The sequence below is a fragment of the Brevirhabdus sp. genome (assembly GCF_052826345.1).
This window is the reverse complement of sequence record NZ_JBRBUA010000106.1, coordinates 1-22,686: the sequence shown is the minus strand read 5'-3', so window position 1 is coordinate 22,686 and position 22,686 is coordinate 1. Positions and strand designations below refer to the sequence as shown.

Genomic DNA, 22,686 nt, shown 5'->3' with positions numbered 1-22,686 from the left:
GCTCAACCGGCGGGCGATCTCGGCGAGCACGTGATCCCCGGCGCGATGCCCGAAGCTGTCATTGACGGATTTTAAGCGGTCTATGTCCAGGATCATCACCGCAAAACGATCGCCGCCGTGGGCCGCGCGCTGGGCAATCTGTGTCAGATGGTGTTGCGCGTAACGGCGATTGTAAAGCCGTGTCAGCGGGTCGGTGGCGGCCATCTGCAACCCGCGCTGGACGCTGCCGCGCAGGTCTTCGGCCTGGAGGGTCCGCGCGATCAGGATGGACAGGCGCAGCGCCAGATCGTCCGCGTCCAGCGGCAGGGGCACGATGTCGGTGGCGCCGAGGTTGGGCGGCAGCGCCACCGCCTGTTCCGGCACGGCCAACACGATCGCCGCGTGGCGGGTGGCGCGGCGCGATTGCAGTTCCACCAGCCGGGCAAGCGCAGCCTGCGGATCGGCTGCGTCGAGGATCAGAACGAAAACATCCGGTGTGGGGGTGGGAATGGCTGTCGGCGCGGTTGGATCGGACGCGGTCGTCGGCAGTTCGCGCGACGCATCCGGTGGTGCGTTGGACTGCGCGTCGGACGGGTGCTTCGGCGGCGCGGCCTGCGCGCGTGCGTGATCGTCCCCGTTGTTCCTATCGCCATGTGCCGCCGTGGCCTGCTGCGCTCGCCCGGCTGTCGCGCGCAGCGTGCGCGGCGGGTCGGAGGCCTCCACGCCGCGGTGGGGAGCGCCCCCGATAGACAGGGCGTGGACCCGGTGGCGCGATCGCGTGGCGACCCGCGCCGCGAGGTCGCGCGCCTGATCCGGCGTCGCCGCAAGCACCGCCACCCGGCCTTGCCTGGCAAGGGGGCGTTGGTCCTCCGCAAAGCCCAGATCGCGAAAGCTGTCGCCGCGCAGTGTGAGCTCACGCGTCAGCTCCTTGTTGCGGATCGCCGCGCCGACGCGGACCAGCAGCGTCGCCTCGTCGAGCGGACGCGCGATGTAGTCGTCGGCCTGCGCCCGCAGCGCCCGCGCGGCCATGTCGCCATCGCCCGCCGCCGTGATCATCATCACCGGGATGTCCGCCGTTTCAGCTCCCGATTTCAGCGCCCGGCACAGCGCCACAGCGCCCAGCTGCGGGGATGTCATGTCGAGCAGGATCAGATCGGGCTGTTCCCGCGCGGCGAGGCAAAGCGCCGTGTCGCGGGTTCGCGCCTCGATAACATCGTAATAGGCGGCAGAAAGTTTTGCCTTGAGGACAATGCGACCGGTTGCGACTGCATCCACCAACAGGACACGCCCTGGCATAGTTTCCTCCGATTCCGCCCTTGCTTCGCCACAGGATCATTACTTATGGATAATGGTTAAGAAAGTCTTTCCAAGGCAGATATGAAAACCGAACAGGCAGAAGCGATCGCCCTGAGGGCACTGGGCTGGCTCGTCGCCGACGAGGAGCTTCTGCCCGTTTTCCTTGGTGCATCGGGGGCCACCAGCGAGGATCTGCGCGCAGGGGCGGGCGCGCCGGCCTTTCTCGGATCGGTGCTGGACTTCGTGTTGATGGATGACGATTGGGTGCGCCGGTTCTGCGATGCCGAAGGCCTGGGCTATGAGCTGCCGATGCAGGCCCGCCAGTGCCTGCCCGGCGGGCAACAGGTGCATTGGACCTGAGGCACGCCGCCGGGCGAGGCGTTGCAAAACGGGGCGCGCGTGTCAGAAGATCATGAGGGCAGGCTCCGCCCCCCTCGCGCAGGCGCGCAGGTGGCCGGTGCAGCGGTTTCGCCTTGCTCCGGCGGTGCGGCTACGGGCATCTATGGCGCAAGCGAACAGGGGAGCCGGATCATGCACGACGGTCGGACGCGCGATGTGAACGGCACCGCCGGGATCATCTTCGACAAGGACGGCACGCTGTTTCATTTCGGTGCCAGCTGGAACGCCTGGGCGGCGGGGGTGCTGGACGAACTGGCGGGCGGCGACGCCGCGCGCAGGCAGTCGCTGGCGGAGGTGCTCGGATACGATCTGTCGGCAGCGGCGTTCCATCCCGGTTCCCCGGCCATCGCGGGCACGCTGGCGCAGGTCGCCACGCTGCTGGCGCCGCTTGTGCCGGGATCGACCCGGCAGTCGCTTGCCACCTATCTGAGCCAGGCCGCCGCGACCACGCCGATGGTCGAGGCGGTGCCGCTGCGCGCCACGCTCGACGGGTTGCGCGCCGCCGGTCTGATCCTGGGCGTGGTGACCAATGATTCCGACGCCGCCGCCCGCGCGCATCTGGAACGTGCGGGCATTTCGGAGTGCTTCGCGTTCGTATGCGGTTGCGATACGGGTCACGGCGCCAAACCGGACTGCGGGCAGTTGCTGGCCTTTTGCGACGCGACGGGGCTGGAGCCTGCGCGCGTGGTGATGGTGGGCGACAGCCTGCACGATCTGGCGGCGGGCCGCGCGGCCGGGATGCGCAGCGTCGCGGTGCTGACCGGCCCGGCACGCGTCCGTGACCTGGCGCCCGCCGCCGATGCGGTCCTGCCCGATATCGCGCATCTGCTGGACTGGCTGCGCGACGGGCGGGGCGTGGTCGCATGAGGCTGAGCCGCGCCCGCCCATCCGATCCCGCCCTTCCCGAAACCGCGCCACCCGAAACCCGGCGATCCGAAACCCGCCTTTCCGCGACGCGCCTGGGGCTGGGGACTGTCGGCGCGGTGGCGGGGCTGTCGCTTTGGCTGCTGATCGAGTGGATGCCGGGGGTGCTGGGCCCGTCGCGGCTGTTGCTGTGGCTCAGTGCCTTTGCGGCGATCTTTTTCGGGGCGCTGCTGACGCTGGCGGGGCCGCTGCGGCTGTGGCTGGCCGCGCGTCAGGCGCTGTGGCTGGCGGTCGTCTCCTCCCTGTTGCTGACCTGGGGGTCCTTGCGCTTCGCCTCGATCGAGGATTTCACCGATGCGGGTCATCCCATGGTGGCTTTCGTGCTGCTGAGCGCGTTGTCGCTGCCCTTTCTGATCGTGCAGGGGCGGGACGGGGGCTGGACAGGCGGTGCCGGGGACCGGGCGGTTTACGAAAGCCTCTACGATCAGGCCTGGGCGCTGGTGGTGCGGGTCGGGGCGGCGCTGCTGTTTACCGGGTTCTTCTGGCTGGTCTATTTCCTGAGCGACGCGCTGCTGGGGCTCGTCGGGCTGACGGTTCTGGATCGTCTGACGGACCGGGCATGGTTCGTCGCCACGGTCAGTGGCACCGTGCTCGGACTGGCGCTGGCCGTGGTGCAGGAACTGGCCGGGGCGCAGTCGCCGCGCCTGTTGCTGCGCCTGCTGCGGCTGTTGTTGCCGGTGGTATTGCTGGTGACGCTGGTGTTTCTGGTGGCGGTTCCGCTGCGGGGGCTGGGCGATGCCTTCGGCGATCTGTCGGCGGGGGCGACGCTGTTGTCGATGGGGCTGGGGGCGGCGGCGCTGATTACGATCACGCTCGACAAGGGGCCGACGTTCCAGTCGAAGACGCGGATCATGTCGTACAGCGCGCGTGCGCTGGCGCTGGCGCTGGTGCCGCTGGCGGGGTTCGGCTGCTACGCGGTGGTCCTGCGCGTGGCGCAACACGGCTGGAGCCCGTCGCGCGTGGCCGCCGCGCTGAGCGGGCTCGTGGTGCTGGGCTACGGGCTGTCCTACGCGCAGGCGGTGCTGCGCGGGGGCGACTGGGCCGCGCGGATCAGGCGCGCGAATGTCGTGCTTGCGCTCGCGGTCATCGCGCTGGCCGGGGTGTGGCTGACGCCGCTTCTCAACGCGGAGCGGATTTCCGCACGCTCCCAGGCCGCGCGCTATCTGTCGGGCGCGGTGAATGCCGAGCGGCTGGATGTCGAGGCGCTGGCGCTGCGCTGGGGCAGGCCCGGGCGGGCCGCGCTGGAGGATCTGCGTGCACGCGAGGATCTGCCGGGGCACGACAGGCTGTCGCAGCGGATCGAGCTGGCCTATTCCCGCGCACGGCGACCGAAGCTGTCCGCAATGGCGCCCGACGCCGCGCCCGACGCCGCGCCCGAAGATCGCGCGGAGGCGCGCGCCACGCTGCGCGCCCGGCTGCTGGTCCTGCCGCGAGGCAGCGTGCTGCCGCCCGACCTCCTTGACGACCTTGCCACCCCGTTGCTTGCGGATTGGGCGCGTGCCTGCGCCCGCCCGTCGTTTGCGGCCGCCCCGTCCACCGGGTCCCCGGGGCCTGCGGCGGATGGGTCGACCGCGCGCGGCGCACAAGGCGGGTGTCTGGCCGTGGTCGCCGACTTCGTGCCGGGCTGGCCGGGGCCGGAGGCGCTTTTCGTCACGCGCGGGCCCGACGGGATGGCGGTGCCGCAGGTCGTGGGGCGCGGTGTCGACGGGCGCTACCGCGCGCGCGGCGGACTGCGCCATCCCAACGGCGATCCGGTGCGCCGCTTCGACGATGCCGCGCTGCGCGCGCTTTTCGCGGGGGAGGCGAGCCTGCCGCAAATTCCGCTGACCGGGCTGGCCGCGGGCGGCGAAAGCTTCATGATATTGCCCTGATATCAACACACTCCGCAGGGGAATTTCTTAACCATCTGGATCTAGGCTGACTTCACTGCGGCGGGGGCTGCAAGTTGTGAGCGTGACAATGCATGGTCTGGTGAACAAATCGATCCAATGTTTCGTGAAAGACACCTACGGGTGCCCGACTTGGCGGGAGGTGGCGCGCCACGCGCGATCGCCCGTGGTCCGGTTCGAGGCGATGTTGGTCTACGACGACGCGTTGACGGAGGCGCTGGTCAATGCGGCCTGCTCGGTGCTGGGCAGGCGGCGCTGCGTCTTCCTGGAGGATCTGGGCGCCTACCTGGTGTGCGATCCCAACCGGGCGTCGGTACGGCGGCTGCTGCGGTTCGGCGGCGACGGCTATGACGATTTCCTGCATTCGCTCAACGACCTGCCGGATCTGGTCCGGCTGGCGCTGCCCGATCTGTGGCTGCCCTCCCTGCGGCTGGAAACGCACCGCGACGACACCCACCGCATTGAGGTCGGCGCGGGGATCGCGGGCTTTTGCTGGGTGCTGAAGGGGGCGCTCAGAGCGATGGCCGATGAATACGGCGTGCTGGTGGTTCTGCACTGCCAGGAGGATAAAACCGGATCGGGGCGCATCACCATGGAAACGATCGACTACGATTTCGCCCTGGCGCGCAGCTTTCATCTGGGCGGGGTGGGGGCATGACCGGCGCCGCGGGGCACACGGTCCTGCCCGATTCCGCGATCGATCGGCTGATGCCGCTGCACCTGCGCGTGGGCGGCGACGGCCTGGTGCGGCGCGCGGGTCCGACCCTGGCCAAGCTGTGCCGCGCCCGTTGCCTGGTCGGCGCCCCCTTCAGCGCGGCGATCAGGTTGCACCGGCCGTTTCCCGCCGCCGACCGGCTGGGCCTGGGGCATCTGGACGGCAGGCAGGTGCGGCTGAGCCTGTCGTGCCGCCCCGATGTCACGCTGAACGGCACCGCCGCGGCGCTCGACCTTGCGCTCAGCGTCACAGGGATCGAGGCCGTGGGACGGATCGGGCTGACGCTGACCGATTTCGCGGTGACCGATCAAACCGCCGATCTGCTCTACCTGCAGGAAATAAACGCCCACATCCTGGAGGAATGGCGCGCGCTCAGCGGGCGGTTGGACACAGCGCGGCGGCTGGCCGAGCGCCGGGCCGGCACCGACAGCCTGACCGGGCTGGGCAACCGGCGCAGCCTGAGGGAGCTGCTGGCGCGGCTGTCCGGCGAAGGCGACACCGCGGCGTTCGGGCTGATGCACATCGATCTGGACCATTTCAAACGCATCAACGATCGCTTCGGCCATGGGGCGGGCGACAAGGTGCTGCGCCGTGTGGCGCGGATCCTGCGCGAGCAAACGCGCCAGGGCGATTTCGTCGCGCGCAGCGGCGGCGACGAGTTCACGGTCGTGTTGCGCGATTGCGCCGACCAGACCGTGCTGCGCGCCACGGCGGAACGCATCCTGCGGGCGCTGGCCTGCGAAACCCTGGCCGAGCAGGTCGACGCAGAGTCGGGGGCGGAGGCAGAGGAGGGCGCAGGCGCGTCAGGCCCGGCCCTGATGGCCGGAACCCCGGAGGTCGAGCCGCAGCCCGATGACGTCCACCCGCAAGATCAGAGGTCCGCGCCGGATTGCGCCCCCGCGCACGGGCCGGTGATGGCCAGTATCGGCATGACGCTGTCCACCGAATACGCCCGCATCGACCCTGCGGCGATGCTGAAGGACGCCGACCGCGCGCTCTACCGGGCCAAGGCGGCGGGGCGCGGCCGCCACAGCGCCCACCACAGGCGTGGCGCCGCCATGCGGTAGGGGGCGGGGCCGAACCGCAAGGCGGTGGCCCGCGGGAGGGGGCATGGCGCCGCAAGCGACAGGCGCCGAACCCGCCTGTCCTGCGAGGGTAACGCGATGGGCATGGCGCGGAAACCGCGTCAGGCAAGGCGCTGAGATGTGAGGGGGGCAAAAGGAGAAGTGGCAGTCCCTAGGGGAATCGAACCCCTCTTTCCAGGTTGAAAACCTGGCGTCCTAACCGATAGACGAAGGGACCGCGCTTCTCGTGAGGGGGTGTGTAAGAAAAGGCCGCAGCGGGATCAAGGGGAAAAACACGCATTCGACGCGGTATTTTCACTTGGCCTCCGCCGCATCCTCCAGCCGCAGTTGCGGGCGCTGGCGTCCGTTCCAGCTGTTGACCTCCAACCGGCCGGCCAGATGCATCGGGCGCGCGCCCGCGTTGTCCAGCAAGGGGCCCAGGCCGTTGTCATAGGCCCCGAAGGCGATCGCCTCGAGAGCGGGCTGGCCGGGGTCGCCGAAGCTGATCTTGAGGTGCGAATCGCCGATGCGCTTGGCGTGGCGGATGCGCTGTTCGGGGAAGGCGAAGCGCGGGGCGGGTGCGCCCGCGCCGAAGGGGCCCGCGGATTCGATCTGCTCGATCAGCTCCAGCGTGGCGGCGCCCGGCATCAGCAGCCCGTCGAGCTTCAGGTCCGACGGCCCGATGTCCGCCGCGCCCTGGCGGGCCAGCAGCTCCGACAGGCGCGCCATCGCGGGTTCGAGCATGGCGCGCGACAAGCTCAGCCCCGCGGCCATCTTGTGCCCGCCGCCCTTTTCCAGCAGCCCCTCGGCCGCGAGCCGCTGGATCGACAGGCCCAGATCGACCCCCGCGACCGACCGGCCCGAGCCCTTGCCCGCGTCGCCGTCGAAGCCGATCACCACCGCGGGGCGGTTGGTGGCCTCCTTGAGGCGGGAGGCGACGATGCCCACCACGCCCGCGTGCCAGCCGTCGCCCGCCGCCCAGACCAGCGGGCCGTCGAGGCCGCGCGCCTCGGCCTGGGCCAGCGCCTGTTCGCGCACCCGCGCCTCGATCTCGCGCCGGTCGGTGTTCAGCTGGTCCAGCCGTTCGGCCATCGCGCGGGCCTCATGCGGATCGGTGGCGGCCAGCAGCCGCGCGCCCAGGTCTGCCTGACCGATGCGTCCGCCCGCGTTGACGCGCGGACCCAGCAGAAAGCCCAGGTGATAGGTTGAGGGGGCAGAATCCATCCGCGCCACATCGGCCAGCGCGACCAATCCGGGGCGGGCGCGGCGGGCCATGACCTTCAGCCCCTGGCGCACAAGCGCGCGGTTCACCCCGATCAGCGGGGCGACATCCGCCACCGTACCCAGCGCCACCAGATCCAGCATTCCCATCAGATCGGGGCCCTTGGTGCCATCGGCCCGCAGCTGGCGGTTGGCCTCGACCAGCATCAGAAAGACAACGCCGGCCGCGCAAAGATAGCCCAGCCCGCTGTCTTCGTCCTGGCGGTTGGGGTTCACCACGGCCACCGCGTCGGGCAGGGTTTCGCCGCCCAGGTGGTGATCCAGAACGATGACATCCGCGCCTTTGGCCGCCGCGATCGGCCCATGCGAAAGCGTGCCGCAATCGACGCAGACGATCAGGTCGTGGCGCGCCGCCAGGTCGGCCATCGCGGGTTCGTTGGGGCCATAGCCCTCGTCGATGCGGTCGGGAATATACAGCGTCGCCTGCCGCCCCATCTGGCGCAGCCAGTCGATCAGCAGCGCCGCCGAGGTGCCGCCGTCCACATCGTAATCGGCAAAGATCGCGATGCGCTGCCCGGTCTTCACCGCCTCTAGGAACCGCTCGGCGGCGCGGTGCATGTCGCGCAGCGACAGCGGGTCGGGCAGCAGATCGCGCAGGGCCGGCGTCAGAAAGGCCGCGGCCTCGGCCTGGGGCACGCCGCGGCGCACCAGCACCCGGCAGAGCGCGCCGGGCAGGCCGGTGGCCTGGCCCATCGCTTCGCACAGGCGGTCCTGTTCGGCGTTCAGCCCGATCCAGCGCCGCCCCGTCGCCGAGGCGGAGACGTTGAGGAATGCGCCGCCGCCACTCACTTGGTCGGATTGCGGTAGGTCATGCGCCGTACCGATCCGGTCTTGGAGCGCATCAGGATCGTCTCTGTCGTCAGGTGGCCCGGCTCGCGCTTGATCCCGGCCAGGATCGACCCGTCGGTCACGCCCGTCGCGGCAAAGATCACATCCGAGGTCGCCATGTCGTCGCGCGCATAGATGCGGTTCAGATCGGTGATCCCGGCCTTGGCGGCGCGGCCCTTTTCGTCGTCGTTGCGAAACAGAAGCCGGCCCCACATCTGCCCGCCCATGCATTTCAGCGCGGCCGCGGCCAGCACGCCCTCGGGCGCGCCGCCGGAGCCCATGTACATGTCGATGCCGGTCTTCTCGGATTCGGCGCAATGGATCACGCCGGCCACATCGCCGTCGGTGATCAGCCGGATCGCCGCCCCGGTGGAACGGACCTCGGCGATCAGATCCTGATGGCGGGGGCGTTCCAGAATGCACACGGTGATGTCTTCGGCGTCGCATTTCTTGGCGCGGGCCAGCGCCTGCACCCGTTCGGCGGGCGTCATGTCCAGCGATACGGTATCCGGTGCGAAACCGGGGCCGATGGCAAGCTTGTCCATATAGACGTCGGGCGCATGCAGCATCGAGCCGCGCGGGCCCATCGCGATCACGGTCAGCGCGTTGGGCATGTCCTTGGCGGTCAGGGTGGTGCCTTCCAGCGGGTCGAGCGCGATGTCCACGGCGGGGCCGTTGCCGGTGCCGACCTCTTCGCCGATGAACAGCATCGGCGCCTCGTCGCGCTCGCCCTCGCCGATGACCACGACGCCCGCGATATCGAGCATGTTCAGCTGTTCGCGCATCGCGTTGACGGCGGCCTGATCGGCGGCCTTTTCGTCGCCGCGCCCGATCTGGCGGGCAGAGGCCAGGGCGGCGGCTTCGGACACGCGGGCCAGGCCCAGCGACAACATGCGGTCATGGAATTCGGGGGAATCGGTCATCTGGAAATCCTGTTCTGGCGGCTTGGGTGCGGGTAAAATAGGCGAAATTCGCCGCGATCAAAGGTCTTCGATGCGGATGGCGACGGGATCGCCCACCAGCACGCCGGTGGCTTTCATCCCCTCGATCGCCAGGCTCAGGTCGCGGCGCTGCGCCTTGTGGGTGACGATCAGCACCGGCGCGTCCGACGCGCTGTGGCTGTACTGGCGCATCCGGTCGATGGAGATCCCGGCCTCGCCCAGGGCGGTGGCGATCTTGGCCAGCGCGCCGGGACGGTCGCGCAGGGTCATGCGCAGGTAGAAGGGCGCGGGCGTCGCGCTGCTGGCGGGCTGTTCGGCGCGCAGGCTTTCGGCGGGCTGGCCGAAGGTCGGCAGGCGGAAGCCGCGCGCCAGATCGGCCACGTCGCCCATCACGGCGCTGGCGGTCGGGCCTTCGCCCGCGCCCGCGCCGCGCAACGAGATGGTGCCGACGCTGTCGCCTTCCAGCACCACCATGTTGGTCGCGCCGTCCAGCAGGCCCAGCGGGCTGGTCGCGGGCACCAGGCAGGGCGACATGCGCTGTTCCAGACCGCGCGCGGTCAGCTGCGCCACGCCCAGCAGCTTGATGCGGTAGCCCATGTCGGCCGCCTGTTCGATATCCTCGATGCGGATCTGCTCGATCCCCTCGATTTCCATATCCGCGAAATTGACCTGCGTGCCGAAGGCGATGGAGGCCAGCAGCGCCAGCTTGTGGCCCGCGTCGATGCCGCCCACGTCCAGCGTCGGGTCGGCCTCCAGAAAGCCCAGCTTCAGCGCCTCGTCGAAAACGTCCTCATAGGGCAGGCTGGCGTCCTGCATCCGGGTGAGGATGTAATTGCAGGTGCCGTTCATCACGCCAATGACGCGCTTGATCTCATTGCCCGCAAGGCTTTCGGTCAGGCTCTTGATCACCGGGATGCCGCCCGCCACCGCGGCTTCGAAGCGGATCACCTTGCCGTTGGCCTCGGCGGTTTCGGCCAGCGCCTGGCCGTGCAGCGCCAGCAGCGCCTTGTTGGCGGTCACCACGTCCTTGCCCGATTCCAGCGCGGCCTCGACCGCCGCCTTGGCCGACCCTTCCGAGCCGCCGATCAGCTCCAGGAACACGTCGATGTCGTCGCGGCGCGCCAGGGCGACGGGGTCGTCTTCCCATTCATAGTCGCCCAGCCGCACGCCCCGGTCCTTGTCGCGCGTGCGCGCGGAGACGGCGATGATGTCCACCCGGCGGCCGCAGCGGGATTCCAGCAGGTCGGCATGGCGCTGCACGATCTTGACGACGCCGGTTCCGACAGTGCCCAGACCGGCAATTCCAAGACGCAGGGGGGTGGGCATGGGGATGGCTCCGTCGCAGGGAAAATTCTGGCCGACTGTTAGCGAAGTCGGACCAAAGGCGCAATCGCAGCGGCGTGAATGACGGCGATATCGGGGGGGCCGGGCATGGGCGGGCCGCGCATGGGCGATGGACGGGCCATGGGCGGACCCGTCGGCGGGCGGTGCGCCGCAGGCACCGCGGGGTGCGCGGCGCGGCGGGTCAACTGCCTGCCGGGGGGCGCGCCTCGGCGGTCTTGGCCGCGGCCGACAGTCGGTCGCGTTCGGCCTTGTCCAGCACCGGCATGTCGCGCAGGGCGGCCGCGCGGCGGCGCAGCGCCTCGGCGCGCGCCTGCCCGGCGGCGCCGAGACCGTCCGCGCCGTGATCGATCCGGCGAGCCCTGCGGGCCAGGCGGTCGGCGCGCGCCTGCAGGCCCGCGCCGGTGGCGGGGGTGATGCGCCTCTGCGCGGCCGCATCGAGCAGCGGATCGACCGGGACCAATGAGGGGTAGGGCGCGTTGCGGGCCTGACGCGAAACGGCGGATTGCAGGTTCGGATAATCGGCACATCCCGCCAGCGACAGGCCGCTCAGAAGGACGATAAGGGAAAATTTCATGCGCGCGCCTGCAAAGGTAAAGCCTGCGGATCGTAGCCGCCCCGCCGCCGCCCGACAAGGGTTGTCGCCGCGCGGCAGGCGGGCCATTGATCGTCCGGCGCGATCCTTTAGGCTGCGCCGATGGCACGTACCCAGGGATCATATTCCGTCATCACAAGCTCCCGCCTGCGCGAGGCGGCGTTGCGTCTTTTCGCGCAACATGGCTATGCGGCCGTGTCCATGCGCCAGATCGCGCGGGAAATCGGCGTGCAGGCCGGGGCGCTCTACCTTCACACGCCCGACAAGCAGACGCTGCTCTATACCCTGATGCGCGAGCATATGGAGGAGCTGCTGGCGGCGGTCCCCTGCGACAGCGGCACACCGCTGGAACGGCTGGAGCGGTTTTGCCGCTTCCACATCCGTTTTCACCATGCGCGCCGCGCGCCGGTCTTCATCGCCTATCTGGAGCTGCGCAGTCTGGAGCCGGAGAATTTCGCCCGCATCGAGGCGCTGCGCAACCGCTATGAGGCGCATCTGGAAACGATCCTGCGCGACGGCATCGAGGCGGGCAGCTTCGCCGCGCCGGACGCCAAGCTGGTCACGCTCGCGCTCATCGCCATGCTGACCGGCGTGACCACATGGTTCCGCCCCGACGGCAGGCTGGATCTGGCGCAGATCGAGGCGATCTATTGGGACATGGTGCGCAAGGTGCTGTCGGTCTGAGGGCGCCACGCCCTTACGCGCGGCGCCCCCGGCATCTGCATCGGCTGCTGCCGCGTCAATGCGCGGGGCGAATGAAGCGGTCGTTGCGCAGATCCGCCATCGCCTGACGCAGCTCGTCTTGCGTGTTCATCACGATCGGACCGTGCCAGGCGATCGGCTCCTGGATCGGTGCGCCCGAGATCAGCAGGAAGCGGATGCCCTCGGGGCCTGCCTGCACCGTCACCTCATCGCCGGTGCCGAAGCGGATCAGCGTGCGGTTGCCGGACATGTCGCGGATGTTGACCTCCTCGCCCATCACCTCCTTCTCCAGCAGCACCCCGCCGGGGGCGGAGGCATCGGCGAAGACGCCCGCACCGTCGAAGACATAGGCAAAGGCGCGGCGATAGGTGTCGACGGGAAAGGTCTTCTTCACGCCTGCGGGCACGAAGATGTCGAGGTACTGCGGATCGGCGGCGATGCCGTCGACGGGGCCGGACTTGCCCCAGAACTGGCCGACGATGACCTTCACGCGGGTGCCGTCGTCGTCGATGATCTCGGGGATGTCGGTGCCCTTGACGTCCTGATACCGCGGCTGCGTCATCTTCAGCGAAGAGGGCAGGTTGGCCCATAGCTGGAACCCGTGCATCTGGCCCTGCGCGTTGCCCTTGGGCATTTCCTGATGCAGGATGCCCGACCCGGCGGTCATCCACTGCACGTCGCCCGCGCCCAGGGTGCCGCTGTTGCCCAGGCTGTCGCCGTGATCGACGGTGCCGTTCAGCACATAGGTGATCGTCTCGATGCCGCGGTGCGGGTGCCAGGGGAATCCGGCCTGGAAATCCTGCGGGCGGTCGTTGCGGAAATCGTCGAACAGCAGGAACGGGTCGAGCATGTCGGGTTCCTGGAACCCGAAGGCCCGGTGCAGCTTGACGCCCGCGCCCTCCATCGTGGGGGTGGCCTGGCTTTGGGCGTGGATGGGACGTATGGACATTGGCCTGTCTCCTCTGGCTTGCGCGGCGGACGGGGGGGCGTCCTGCGGCTGGCATCACAGATAGGTCCGGCGCATCGGCCGCGCAATCGCGGCGGCCCTGCGGGCGCGCACGCGGACTGTGCGCGCCCGCGTGTCCGGCGCGATGGCGGGCGCGCTTTCGTCGCGCGGGCGCGTCCCCTCTCGACCTGCGCGGCTGCGTGGCGTATGCGCACACGACCAAACGGAGTGCCGCCCATGATCCCGCCCCTCGCCGTGCTGTCCGCGACGACCTTTCGCCGCTATGTGGCGCTTGCCCTGCTGCTGACGCTGGGGGTGATGTTGATCTACGTCGCGCTCGCCCGTCCGCCCGAGGGGCTGTTCTGGCGCGCGTTCCTGCTGCTGGTCGGCGGCGGCGTGCTGTATCTGGCAGAGAAATTCCGGCGCGCGACCCTGCTGACGATCGAGCTTTTCGAAGGCGAGTTGCGCGACAGCTCCGGCACGGTCCTGTGCCGACTGGATGAGATCGAGACGATCAACCGGGGCACCTTCGCGATCAAGCCGTCGAACGGTTTTCTGCTGCGCCTGAACACGCAGCGGCCGCGGGTGTGGCGGCCGGGCCTGTGGTGGCGGATCGGGCGGCGCGTCGGCGTGGGCGGGGTGACGGCCTCCAACGCGACGCGGTTCATGGCCGAGACCATCGAATTGTCGCGCGACGGCGGCAAGTGAACGAGGCCTCTCCTCCGCGATAGCCGGGGCAGAGGCGATCAGTTGTTGTTCCAGGCCAGTTGCGGTGCGAAACGCGGGCTGGTCGGGATGAAATGCGTGAATGTCGTGGGCTTGAACATCCAGTTGAAGACGGGCGTGTAGGCCTGGCTGGTCTCGGTCAGCAGGAACGTGTCGCCATCGGACATCACGGGAATCCGGTCCAGCAGCTTTGACAGCTCGTCGTTGGTCAGGGTCGGCTGAAGTTCGGCGGTCACATAGGACCATTGCACCTTATAGACGTCATCGGTCTTGTTGTAGGTGATCGAGGAGACGCGGATCCAGCTGTCCTCGGGGTTCGAGCGGGAGAGATAGTCGAAGATCTTCTTTATGCCCTCGACGTAGCCTGCGTTGACCGCCACCGTCTCGCGCGACATCAGGTCGCTGATGGTATAGGCGGCCTTCTGGCTGCTGTTCTTGGTCTGGAAGGCGTCGAAATAGGCGTAGGCCAGCACATAGGCGCTGACCAGGAACGGGACGATCAGCACGAATTCCGTGGTCAGAACGCCGCTTTCGCTGGCAAGGAACCCGGAGAATTTGCGGGATTTCGGCATGTCGGGTTCTTCCCTATGAGGGCTCGTTCACGAAGGCGGAGGCGGTGCGCAGATAGAATTGCCCGTTCGATCCGTCGGCGATGGTCTTGCCCAGGCCGATGCTGGGCAGGAACGGGTCGACGATGATGCAGGCGCGGATCAGCATGATCTCGTTCTCGCTGCCATAGGAGAACTGCGTCGCGGGGGTGATGTCTTCCTGCCGGTTGTAGCAGGGCGCGTCCGCATCCGGCAGCGTCCAGGTGGATTTGTCGATCTTGCGCATTTCCAGCACCAGCGACTGGCGGCAGGCGGGCAGGATGCCCGCACGGTCGCAGATCGCGGCCGCCAGCTCGTCGCGCGTCGGGTTCGCGCCCAGCCGGATGTTGCGCAGGTTCACGTCGAGCGCGCGTTCCAGCATCATGTAGCGCGTCAGCATCACCCCGGTTTCCACCGCCGATGTCAGCAGGATGATGAACATCGGCAACAGCAGGCAAAGCTCGATGGTCGCCGAGCCTTCCTCGCGGCGCAGGGCGCGCAGACCTCTGACCAGCGCGCGCCTCATTGGATCAGCCGCAGCTTGTTGATCGAGGAGGCGATGGCGTTGAACGCGCTGGAAATCTCCACCCCTTCGACGCGGAAGAAGTGGCTGGGGGAGCTTGCGCAATCGCGCATGACAGCGGCGGATTCGTCGGTGACCTCAAAGCCGATCGTGTAGATCACGATGCCCTTCTTCTTGGCCGCGCCGCAGATCGCGGACAGCCGGTCGTCCTTTTCCCTGGCGCCGACCGCCCCGCGCGGGGACCACAGCCAGTTGTAGTAATCCGAGGCGCGGCGCTCCTGGGCGTAGTAGTGGTAGTAGGCGTTGAAGGCCAGCGAGACCCGGGACCACAGCTCGGGATAGCTCAACCGTCGGGCCGACCCCTTGTCCTTCTTGTTCTCGCCATAAGGCTTCTTGAGCCAGTCATCTTCCTTCGGATCGTAATATTTGTCCCGTTCGCTGTTGTAGATGGAATAGCGGCGCTCGCTGTCGTTGTACCAGACGTCGGAATTGCCCGACGCGTAGCTGTCCTTCAGGTAAAACTGATCGGTGTTCACGCCGTCGGTCATGACCACCATGACCTTGACGGTTTCATTGTCGCTGTAGGGCGCGGGGCGGTTGTCGAAGGAGCTTTCGATGACGCTGTTGGCCGCCAGTTTGGCAACCACCGAGCGGCTGTCTTCGTCAAGCAGCGTCGTGCCCCATTTCACGCCGACGTCGATCGAGGTGTTGCCCTGGGCGTAAAGGCTGTTGATCCGCGATTTCAGCGTCGCGGCGCTGCCTGAAAGGGGGATGATCTCCCGGCTGGTCTGGGTGGGGCAGACCACCATGTTGGGCGGCGCGCTGTTGGTCCACGGGTCGAAATGGCCGGTCCTTTGCAGCCGTTGGGTGGTCGACAGCTGGGTCGTGGTGAAATCGCTGGCGGCGAAATCCACGCAGTTCGAGTAATCGTGCTCGGTGCTGACGTTGTAATTCGACAGCAGCGCGGCGCCCGCGTTGACCTGCGTGGCGTAGGGGATCAGCGACACCGAGGTGCGCTTTTCCTCGGAATGGGCAAAGACCGTGTCGATGAATTCCTTCGAGGCGGTTTTCATGTGAGACAGGCGCGAATAGTTGCCCATCGAGCCCGATACATCGAGGACCAGCGAAATTTCGACGTTGTTGATGCGTTCCTCCGCGCCGCTTGCGGTCATGATCGACAAGGAGCCGATGCCGGTGGGCTTGAGGAAGGTCGTTCCGACCGAGCCGTTGGCGTCGGCCTTGACGGTGCGGTAGCTCAGGCCCTGCTCGACCGTGACCGAGTTCAGATGGCTTCTGAGGCCGGCCTTTGTCATGTAATCCTCGACCACGGCCTTCGGGTCGAGTTTCTGGTCCAGATCGGCGGCGGCGAGCACGGCGCGGTCGGTGGCATTCTGCACTTCGGTCCGCAGATATTCCGCGCGCATGAAGTCGACGGCCATGCCGCCCGCCACGAACATCGCCACGAACAGGAACAGCCCGAAGATGATCAGCACACCGCTTTCATCCTTGCGGAAACGCGTCAGACGGCGGCGCAGATGCTGCGCCGCGATGCGGTGGATCGGAGGGAACGGTCTGTGGGGCATCTGCGGCGGCTCCGCTGAAAGGCAAACTCTGAAAACTCGTAGGTGGAACAGGTATTTCGATACGGCCGACGTGCGGGGCACGCCATGCGCAAAGTCTCGGTGCTCTTCGTGGCGGCAATGTGGCGGGGGTGAGGAACTATTTGTTCCTGAATCGTGAACGGTACATTTTTATTAACTTACAACGCGTTGCCTGTGCCGGCCGCGGTCGCGGCTCGGCGCGGGACCGTTCGCGGGGCGGGGGCGGGGAAAAGAATTTCCCGCCGGGGGTGTACGACTCGGTCAATCCGCCTAGGCTTGAGGTTGCAGCCAATGCCTCCTTTCCAAACAGGAAATGCCATGACGACCAGCAGCGAGCCGACCTTTCGTCAGTCCGTCGATCTGATGTTCAACCGCGCGGTGGCGCTGATGGACCTGCCGCCGGGGCTGGAGGAAAAGATAAGGGTCTGCAACGCGACCTATACCGTGCGCTTCGGGGTGCGGCTGCGCGGCGAGATCCGCACCTTCACCGGCTATCGTTCGGTCCATTCCGAACATATGGAGCCGGTCAAGGGCGGCATCCGCTACTCGCCCGAGGTGCACCAGGATGAGGTGGAGGCGCTGGCGGCGCTGATGACCTACAAATGCGCGCTGGTGGAAACGCCCTTCGGCGGGTCCAAGGGCGGGCTTTGCATCGATCCGCGCGAATACGACGAGCATGAGCTGGAGCGCATCACCCGCCGTTTCGCCTATGAGCTGGCAAAGCGCGACCTGATCCACCCCAGCCAGAACGTGCCCGCCCCCGACATGGGCACCGGCGAGCGCGAGATGGCCTGGATCGCCGATCAATACGCGCGGATGAACACCACCGACATCAACGCGCGCGCCTGCGTGACCGGCAAGCCGATCAACGCGGGCGGCATCGTCGGCCGGGTCGAGGCCACGGGACGCGGGGTGCAATATGCCCTGCGCGAGTTCTTTCGCCACCCCGAGGATGTGGCGATGACCGGGCTGTCGGGACGGCTGGAAGGCAAGCGCGTCATCGTGCAGGGCCTGGGCAACGTGGGCTATCACGCCGCCAAGTTCCTGTCGGAAGAGGACGGGGTGCAAATCACCGGCATCATCGAGCGCGACGGCGCGCTGTTCGATCCGGCCGGTCTGGACGTGGAGGCGGTGCATCGCTGGATCCAGGCGCATGGCGGCGTCAAGGGCTATGCCGACGGCGCCTTCAGCCCCGATGGGGCCGCCCTGCTGGAGGCGGAGTGCGACATCCTGATCCCCGCGGCCCTGGAGGGGGTGATCAACCTGACCAACGCCGCCCGCGTCAAGGCGCCGCTGATCATCGAGGCGGCGAACGGGCCGATCACCGCGGGCGGCGACGAGATCCTGCGCAAGCGCGGCTGCGTGATCATCCCCGACATGTTCGCCAATGCAGGCGGCGTCACCGTGTCCTATTTCGAGTGGGTCAAGAACCTCAGCCATATCCGCTTTGGCCGGATGCAGCGCCGTCAGGAAGAGGCGCGCCACCAGTTGCTGGTCGATGAGCTGGAGCGGCTGAGTTCCGACAGCGGCGTCGGCTGGACGCTCTCGCCCAACTTCAAGGAGCGCTACCTGCGCGGCGCCGATGAGCTGGAGCTGGTGCGCTCGGGGCTGGATGACACGATGCGCACCGCCTATCAGGCCATGCGCGCCGTCTGGCACGGGCGCGAGGACGTGCACGACCTGCGCGTCGCGGCCTATCTGGTGTCGATCGGGCGCGTGGCGGAAAGCTATCGCGCCAAGGGGCTTTAACGCAAAGGCGCGCGCGGGGCGGGGATGTCCGGGATTGCCTTCGGCGAGGATATTTCGACCAGAAGAAGCGCGGCCATGCCGTGGCGCGGCGATCTGCTGGTGATCGGGGCGGGGCCTGCGGGGCTGGCGGCCGCGGCGGCAGGGCTGCGCGAAGGGCTGGCCGTGGTGCTGGTGGCGCGGGGCGGCATCCCCGCCGCGGCCTTCGCGCGACGCGCGCCCGAGGATGCGGGCCGGGCGCTGGACTTGCTGCGGCAGGCGCGAAGCGGGCCAGAGGAAGGTGGGCCAGAGGAAGGCGGGCCATCGCAGGAGGGACGGCTGCGCCTTTTGCCGGGGGGCGCCGTTGCCGCCATTCGCTGCGACGGGGCGGCGGGCAGGGTGTGTTTGCGGCTGGAGGATGGGCGCCGGGTCGCGGGCGCGGGTCTGATCTATGCCGCGGGCCGCGATGCGGAGGCGGCTGCGCCGCCGGCCCTGCTGCGGTACGCCGAAGCGGAAGGCGAAGCGGAAATGATGTTCAACGCGGCGGCGGGCCTTTGGCTTTATCGGCCCGGGTCTTTGCCGGGGTCGAGGTGGCGGGCGCGGCAGGCGGCAGCTTTGGCCTGCGGGCGGCGGCGAAATCGGGTACCTATCGCGGCCGCTTGCTGGCGCGGGCGTTGCGCGACGGCGGGGCCGTGAAACGCGGCAGCTAGGCCACAATTCGCCGCCCCCCGCCGCCCCCCGCTGCCGCGGCTTCTGGACTCCGCCGCGCGGGCGGCGGATATTGCGGGGATGAGCTTGCCCCCCGGATTTCTCGATGAGTTGCGCGATCGTTCCAGCCTGTCTCAGGTGGTGGGGCGCAAGGTCACCTGGGACCAGCGCAAGTCGAACCAGGGCAAGGGCGACATGTGGGCGCCCTGTCCGTTTCATCAGGAAAAATCGGCAAGCTTTCACGTCGATGATCGCAAGGGATTCTATTACTGCTTTGGCTGCCACGCCAAGGGCGATGCCATTTCCTTCGTGCGCGAGACCGAGAACGTGGGCTTCATGGAAGCGATCGAGATCCTGGCGCGCGAGGCGGGCATGCAGGTGCCCGCACGCGATCCGGTGGCGCAGCGGAAAGCCGACCGCCGCAGCCAGCTGGCCGAGGTGATGGAAGCGGCCGTGCGTCATTTCAGGATGCAGCTGGGCAGTGCCGCGGGCGCGGATGCGCGCGCCTATCTGGCGCGGCGCGGCCTGGCGGGCCCCGCGCTGGAGCGGTTCGGCCTCGGCTTTGCGCCCGATGCGCGGCAGGGGCTTTGGGCGCATCTGCGCGGGGCGGGCGTGGCCGAAGATCTGATCGTCGACGCGGGCCTTGCGGCGCGGCCTGACGATGGCGGTCAGCCCTATGACCGGTTCCGCGACAGGATCATCTTTCCGATCCGCGACGCGCGCGGGCGCGCCATCGCGCTGGGCGGGCGCGCGATGAGCCCGAATGCCCGTGCGAAATACCTCAACTCACCCGAGACGGAGCTGTTCGACAAGGGGCGCAGCCTTTACAATCTCTCCCCCGCGCGCGAGGCGGCGGGCAAGGGCCAGCCGCTGATCGTGGCCGAGGGCTATATGGATGTCATCGCGCTGGTCGAGGCCGGGTTTGCCGGTGCGGTCGCGCCGCTGGGCACGGCGATCACCGAAAGCCAGCTGCGCATGCTTTGGCGGATCTCGCCCGAGCCGGTGGTGGCGCTGGACGGCGACCGGGCGGGGCTGGCGGCGGCGATGCGGCTGATGGATCTGGCGCTGCCGCTGATCGAGGCGGGGCAGTCGCTGCGCTTTGTCCTGCTGCCTGAGGGCAAGGACCCCGACGATCTGTTGCGCGCCGAAGGGCCGGAGGCGATGCGCAAGCTGCTGGAGGAGGCGCAGCCGATGGTGCGTCTGCTGTGGCGGCGCGAGACCGAGAACCAGGTGTTCGACAGCCCCGAGCGCAAGGCCGCGCTCGACAAGCGGCTGCGCGAGGCGGTGCGCAAGATCGCCGATCCGTCGATCCGGCGGCACTATGGCGAGGATATCCAGCTGCTGCGCCGCGAGCTGTTCGGCTATCGCCGGGAGGCGCCGGTCAGCCGGGACGGCGGCGGGTTCGTGCCGCGCGAGGGGGCGGGCGGCACCCGCGGGTACGCGGCCAATGCGGGCGGCGGGCGGTTCGGTGCGGGCGGCGGTTTCGCGGGCAAGGGGCGTGCGCGCGCGCCGCTGGCCGGGCCGCCGCTGCCCAGCACGCGCAATTCCTTTCTGGTGGGTGGCGCCGATCACGGCGGCGGTGCCGCCGACCCCGAGGAGGAGCTGCGCCAGAGCGTGATCCTCGCGGTGCTGATCACCCATCCCTCGGTGTTGCCGCGTTTCGAGGGGCAGCTTGAAATGCTGGATGTGGTGCCCGGCCTGCGCCCGTTGCGCGATGCGCTGCTGCGCCACGGGATGGACGGGGATGTGGCGGGGCTGTCGGAAAAGATAGCGGGCGACGTCGGGGCGGCCCTTGAAAACCTGTTTTCGCTTAGCCATGTGCGCATTGTTCCGGCAGTGCGCAAACCTTCCGACACCGAGCTCGCCATCCAATGCGTGACGGAGGAGCTGGCGAAGCTGGCGGCCCGACGCGGTGCCCTGAAGGAGATCAGCGAAGCGGCCGAGGATCTGGCCGGTCAGGCGGATGAGGGGCTGACCTGGCGGCTAGGGCAGGCGGCGGAGGCCCGCAATTCGGCCGACCGGTCGCGCACGGATGATTCGCCTGATATAGGAGAGGATCGTGAGGAACTGTCTAACTTCCTTCAAAATCTCATCGATGGTGAGGTTTGGGTAAAGAAAAAAGGGTAAACGGGTGCGCGGATCACTGATTCGCGATATTGATTCGCGCTAGACCGCAAAACGAATCATCGCCCCTCGTAAGGAGAGTTGCTGCATGGCCGCCAAGGACACCGAAGACCGGAAGCAGGACGACCAGGACAACGAGCCGATGCTGGACATGAGCCAGGCAGCGGTCAAGAAGATGATCGCCGAAGCCCGAGCGCGCGGCTACATCACCTATGACCAGCTCAACCAGGTGCTTCCGCCTGAACAGGTGTCTTCCGAGCAGATCGAGGACGTGATGTCGATGCTGTCGGAAATGGGCATCAACATCATCGAGAACGACGAGGCCGAGGAGGGCGAGAGCAAATCGACCGATCTGGTCGAGGTGAACAGCTCCAAGGAAGTCAGCGTGTCGAGCGGCACCTCGGAGGTTCTGGACCGCACCGACGATCCGGTGCGGATGTACCTGCGCGAAATGGGCTCCGTCGAGCTGCTGAGCCGCGAGGGCGAGATCGCCATCGCCAAGCGCATCGAGGCCGGCCGCAACACGATGATCGCGGGTCTGTGCGAAAGCCCGCTGACCTTTCAGGCGATCACCATCTGGCGCGACGAATTGCTGTCCGAGGACATCCTGCTGCGCGATGTCATCGACCTGGAGACCACCTTCGGCCGCTCGATGGGCGAAGAGGGCGAGGAAGAGGGCACCACCAGCGTCGTCGAAGAGCTGAAGGTCGAAAGCATCACGCCCGTCGCGGGGACTGCGAAGAAGCCGGATGAGCAGGAACTCGATGCCGACGGCAACCCGATCCGGCGCTCGGAGGAGGAAGACGAGGACGACGACGATCAGGCCAACATGTCGCCGGCCGCGATGGAGGCCGCGCTGAAGCCGCGCGTGCTGGAAACGCTCGATCTGATCGCCCACGATTATGCCGCGCTGGCCGACATGCAGGATCTGCGCATTTCCGCCACGCTGAACGAGGACGCGTCCTTTTCCAGCGGGGATGAGGATGCCTATCAGTCGCTGCGCGCGGAAATCGTGGAATCCGTGAACTCGCTGCATCTGCACAACAACCGTATCGAAGCGCTGATCGACCAGCTTTACGGCATCAACCGCCGCATCATGTCGATCGACAGCAACATGGTGAAGCTGGCCGATCAGGCGCGCATCAACCGGCGCGAATTCGTCGATGCCTACCGCGGGTATGAGCTTGACCCCTCGTGGATGGATCGGGTGGCGGACATGCCCGGCCGCGGCTGGCAGGCGCTGATGGAACGCTCGCGCCCGCGCGTCGAGGAGCTGCGCGGGGAAATGGCGCAGGTCGGCCAGTACGTCGGCGTCGACATCACCGAATTCCGCCGCATCGTGCAGCAGGTCCAGAAGGGCGAGAAGGAAGCCCGTCAGGCCAAGAAGGAAATGGTCGAGGCCAACCTGCGCCTGGTGATCTCGATCGCCAAGAAATACACCAACCGCGGTTTGCAGTTCCTTGATCTCATTCAGGAAGGCAACATCGTACTGATGAAGGCGGTCGACAAATTCGAGTATCGCCGCGGCTACAAGTTCTCGACCTATGCGACCTGGTGGATCCGTCAGGCGATCACCCGCTCCATCGCGGATCAGGCCCGCACCATCCGCATCCCCGTGCACATGATCGAGACGATCAACAAGCTGGTGCGCACGGGGCGCCAGATGCTCCACGAGATCGGGCGCGAGCCGACGCCGGAGGAGCTGGCCGAAAAGTTGCAGATGCCGCTGGAAAAGGTTCGCAAGGTGATGAAGATCGCCAAGGAACCGATTTCCCTGGAGACGCCGATCGGC

General features: G+C 67.9%; 20 protein-coding genes and 1 tRNA gene. 11 read left to right on the top strand and 10 right to left on the bottom strand.

What is annotated here, in order from left to right; genetic code table 11:
• A partial coding sequence (locus ACU0BR_RS12945) for a diguanylate cyclase domain-containing protein (protein ID WP_446157248.1) occupies window positions 1–1,275 on the bottom strand: 1,275 nt, incomplete at its 3' end.
• 81 nt (window positions 1,276–1,356) lie between these two features.
• Between ACU0BR_RS12945 and ACU0BR_RS12940 the strand changes: the two genes are divergently transcribed.
• The 5 genes from ACU0BR_RS12940 (at window position 1,357) to ACU0BR_RS12920 (ending at window position 6,269) form a co-directional block, all read left to right on the top strand.
• Window positions 1,357–1,635, top strand: a complete 279-nt coding sequence (locus ACU0BR_RS12940; RefSeq protein ID WP_446157247.1) for a DUF3572 domain-containing protein — start codon at window positions 1,357–1,359, stop codon at window positions 1,633–1,635.
• A 171-nt stretch (window positions 1,636–1,806) separates the two neighbouring features.
• On the top strand, window positions 1,807–2,541 hold the full coding sequence (locus tag ACU0BR_RS12935) for an HAD family hydrolase (protein WP_446157246.1): 735 nt from the start codon (window positions 1,807–1,809) through the stop codon (window positions 2,539–2,541).
• Complete coding sequence (locus ACU0BR_RS12930; RefSeq protein ID WP_446157245.1) at window positions 2,538–4,469, top strand: hypothetical protein; 1,932 nt, start codon at window positions 2,538–2,540, stop codon at window positions 4,467–4,469. The genes ACU0BR_RS12935 and ACU0BR_RS12930 overlap by 4 nt, the downstream gene beginning before the upstream one ends.
• A gap of 100 nt (window positions 4,470–4,569) precedes the next feature.
• A complete protein-coding gene (locus tag ACU0BR_RS12925) occupies window positions 4,570–5,145 on the top strand; it encodes a heme NO-binding domain-containing protein (protein WP_446157244.1) in 576 nt (191 codons plus the stop codon).
• The gene (locus ACU0BR_RS12920) at window positions 5,142–6,269 is read left to right on the top strand and encodes a GGDEF domain-containing protein (RefSeq protein ID WP_446157243.1); all 1,128 of its coding nucleotides are present in this window, start codon (window positions 5,142–5,144) and stop codon (window positions 6,267–6,269) included. The genes ACU0BR_RS12925 and ACU0BR_RS12920 overlap by 4 nt, the downstream gene beginning before the upstream one ends.
• 160 nt (window positions 6,270–6,429) lie before the next feature.
• On the opposite strand, the gene ACU0BR_RS12915 is transcribed toward ACU0BR_RS12920, so the two are convergent.
• From ACU0BR_RS12915 to ACU0BR_RS12895, 5 genes are all read right to left on the bottom strand, one after another.
• Window positions 6,430–6,504, bottom strand: a tRNA-Glu gene (locus ACU0BR_RS12915).
• Between the two features lie 77 nt (window positions 6,505–6,581).
• Window positions 6,582–8,336 (bottom strand): single-stranded-DNA-specific exonuclease RecJ, encoded by a 1,755-nt coding sequence (gene recJ / locus ACU0BR_RS12910; protein ID WP_446157242.1) that lies wholly within the window; start codon window positions 8,334–8,336, stop codon window positions 6,582–6,584.
• Window positions 8,333–9,298 carry a class II fructose-bisphosphatase gene (gene glpX / locus ACU0BR_RS12905; protein ID WP_446157241.1) on the bottom strand — a complete coding sequence of 322 codons (966 nt, stop codon included), beginning with the start codon at window positions 9,296–9,298 and terminating at the stop codon, window positions 8,333–8,335. The genes recJ and glpX overlap by 4 nt, the downstream gene beginning before the upstream one ends.
• Window positions 9,299–9,355: 57 nt before the next feature.
• Complete coding sequence (locus ACU0BR_RS12900) at window positions 9,356–10,642, bottom strand: homoserine dehydrogenase (RefSeq protein WP_446157240.1); 1,287 nt, start codon at window positions 10,640–10,642, stop codon at window positions 9,356–9,358.
• Between the two features lie 199 nt (window positions 10,643–10,841).
• Window positions 10,842–11,234 (bottom strand): hypothetical protein, encoded by a 393-nt coding sequence (locus ACU0BR_RS12895; RefSeq protein WP_446157239.1) that lies wholly within the window; start codon window positions 11,232–11,234, stop codon window positions 10,842–10,844.
• A gap of 120 nt (window positions 11,235–11,354) precedes the next feature.
• Here ACU0BR_RS12895 and ACU0BR_RS12890 point away from each other — a divergent pair, with 120 nt between their 5' ends.
• Complete coding sequence (locus ACU0BR_RS12890) at window positions 11,355–11,936, top strand: TetR/AcrR family transcriptional regulator (RefSeq protein ID WP_446157238.1); 582 nt, start codon at window positions 11,355–11,357, stop codon at window positions 11,934–11,936.
• Between the two features lie 55 nt (window positions 11,937–11,991).
• Here ACU0BR_RS12890 and ACU0BR_RS12885 read toward each other — a convergent pair whose 3' ends face one another.
• Window positions 11,992–12,903 (bottom strand): pirin family protein, encoded by a 912-nt coding sequence (locus tag ACU0BR_RS12885; protein ID WP_446157237.1) that lies wholly within the window; start codon window positions 12,901–12,903, stop codon window positions 11,992–11,994.
• 234 nt (window positions 12,904–13,137) lie between these two features.
• On the opposite strand from ACU0BR_RS12885, the gene ACU0BR_RS12880 reads away from it, so the two are divergent.
• Window positions 13,138–13,608: a hypothetical protein gene (locus ACU0BR_RS12880; protein WP_446157236.1), complete on the top strand. Its 471-nt coding sequence runs from the start codon at window positions 13,138–13,140 to the stop codon at window positions 13,606–13,608.
• A gap of 38 nt (window positions 13,609–13,646) precedes the next feature.
• Here the strand turns inward: ACU0BR_RS12880 and ACU0BR_RS12875 are convergent, their stop codons facing one another.
• Genes ACU0BR_RS12875 through ACU0BR_RS12865 form a run of 3 tightly spaced genes read right to left on the bottom strand, consistent with a single transcriptional unit; the run spans window position 13,647 to window position 16,319 of the window.
• Entirely contained in the window at window positions 13,647–14,198 is a 552-nt protein-coding gene (locus ACU0BR_RS12875; protein ID WP_446157235.1) for a TadE/TadG family type IV pilus assembly protein, read from the bottom strand.
• Between the two features lie 13 nt (window positions 14,199–14,211).
• On the bottom strand, window positions 14,212–14,739 hold the full coding sequence (locus ACU0BR_RS12870) for a TadE/TadG family type IV pilus assembly protein (RefSeq protein WP_446157234.1): 528 nt from the start codon (window positions 14,737–14,739) through the stop codon (window positions 14,212–14,214).
• Entirely contained in the window at window positions 14,736–16,319 is a 1,584-nt protein-coding gene (locus tag ACU0BR_RS12865) for a pilus assembly protein TadG-related protein (RefSeq protein WP_446157233.1), read from the bottom strand. The genes ACU0BR_RS12870 and ACU0BR_RS12865 overlap by 4 nt, the downstream gene beginning before the upstream one ends.
• 336 nt (window positions 16,320–16,655) lie before the next feature.
• Here ACU0BR_RS12865 and ACU0BR_RS12860 point away from each other — a divergent pair, with 336 nt between their 5' ends.
• The 4 genes from ACU0BR_RS12860 to rpoD all read left to right on the top strand — a co-directional run.
• Window positions 16,656–18,086 (top strand): Glu/Leu/Phe/Val family dehydrogenase, encoded by a 1,431-nt coding sequence (locus ACU0BR_RS12860; protein WP_446157232.1) that lies wholly within the window; start codon window positions 16,656–16,658, stop codon window positions 18,084–18,086.
• A gap of 75 nt (window positions 18,087–18,161) precedes the next feature.
• Window positions 18,162–18,758 (top strand): hypothetical protein, encoded by a 597-nt coding sequence (locus ACU0BR_RS12855; protein ID WP_446157231.1) that lies wholly within the window; start codon window positions 18,162–18,164, stop codon window positions 18,756–18,758.
• 93 nt (window positions 18,759–18,851) lie between these two features.
• On the top strand, window positions 18,852–20,897 hold the full coding sequence (dnaG, locus tag ACU0BR_RS12850; protein WP_446157230.1) for a DNA primase: 2,046 nt from the start codon (window positions 18,852–18,854) through the stop codon (window positions 20,895–20,897).
• A gap of 85 nt (window positions 20,898–20,982) precedes the next feature.
• On the top strand, window positions 20,983–22,686 hold a 1,704-nt coding region (rpoD, locus tag ACU0BR_RS12845; RefSeq protein WP_446157229.1), incomplete at its 3' end, for an RNA polymerase sigma factor RpoD.